The organism is Candidatus Enterococcus huntleyi (assembly GCF_009933175.1).
GTDB lineage: Bacteria > Bacillota > Bacilli > Lactobacillales > Enterococcaceae > Enterococcus_K > Enterococcus_K huntleyi.
In genome coordinates, this window is the sequence record NZ_MAEJ01000023.1 from 1 (window position 1) to 1,431 (window position 1,431).

Genomic DNA, 1,431 nt, shown 5'->3' on the forward strand with positions numbered 1-1,431 from the left:
AAAAGAATTATCGCTCGTATCAGTTTAACCAACAATACGTAACCGTTTCCGTGCTATAATTGACTGATATATGTACTTGATGATGCGATGAACTTATGAAACGGGTGTGTCAAGAAGTTTGTGTAAATTCATTTAAACCTTATTCAGTTTGATTTATATTTTTAAAACATTGAATCCAATGTGTCCTGGCATTGTTTAAAACCTTTATGGGCTCTACCAGTTTTTTTATTATTATAATCAACCATTTGGGTGACTAAAAAACGATCAAGAGCTTCTTCATTAGGAAATTGTTCTTTGATTTTTGTTTTTCTTTTCAACTGTTTATTGAAAGATTCAATAATGTTGGTGGAATAAATAGTACCTCGAATAGCTTTGGGAAATTGCGTGAAGGTCAGGAGATTTTCTGTGTTTTGAAGAGAGTGCGTCATTCTTGGATAACGTTTCTCCCATTTTTCTATAAAGGTTTGGATTTTTTCTTCACCCTCTTTAAAATTGATCGCATGATGAATTCCTTTGAAATCACTGGCTACTTCTTTACGATCAGAAACGCGAACCTTTCCCATAATGTTTCGGTTAATGTGCACAAGACATCGTTGAAATTTAGCTTGGGGATAATTTCTTTCGCAAGCATTTTGAATAGCGGTCATGCCATCGGCAACGATAAGTTGCACATCAGTTAGTCCTCTAGAAACAAGACTGCCTAATAAATCGGACCAAGCAGCATCTGATTCTTGTGGGGCAATAAGATAATCTAAAATTTCTTTTTCTCCAGAAGAAGTAATCCCTAAAGCAATATGTACCGCTTCTTTCTGGACAGCGTCACGTCTTAAGGGAATATATGTAGCATCTAGAAAAAGACAAACATATTGTGAATGAAAAATAGGACGGGAATGAAAAGCAGTCACTTGTTCATCAACCATTTTTGTAATGTTAGAAATGGTCGTAGGACTATAGTGTGAACCATACATCTTTTCAATTAAATCGGCAATTTCTCTAGTGGTAATGCCTTTTTCATAGAGTTGGATAATAGTCGTTTCTAAGCTGTCAATACGATGAGTATAAGGAGGAATTAAAGACTGATGAAATTCTCCTTTTCTGTCCCTAGGGACGCGCACATTAATTTGACCAAACTGTGTATCTAATCGTCTTGTGTAGTCACCATTTCGATAGTTACCGTTATTGAGTCGCGCGTAAGGATTATAGCCGAGAATAGCAGTTAATTCACTTTCTAAAAGAGTATTCATTGTGGTTTCAAGCTGATTGCGAAAAACTTCTGTTAAATTTGTATTTTCTAGTAGTGCTTGAGCGATTTCTTTGTTAAACTGATTCATGGGAAGACCTCTTTCGTTGATTTGGTTTAGTCGCTTTAATCATACGAATAAGGTCTTCCTTTTTCAATACCCTAATTTACACAAACTATTTTACGCTCTC

1 protein-coding gene is annotated in these 1,431 nt (G+C 35.4%); it reads right to left on the reverse strand.

Annotated features, from left to right (window positions below; translation table 11 throughout):
• Window positions 1-161: 161 nt before the first annotated feature.
• A complete protein-coding gene (locus BAU15_RS11100; protein ID WP_071131292.1) occupies window positions 162-1,331 on the reverse strand; it encodes an IS256 family transposase in 1,170 nt (389 codons plus the stop codon).
• Window positions 1,332-1,431: the final 100 nt, after the last annotated feature.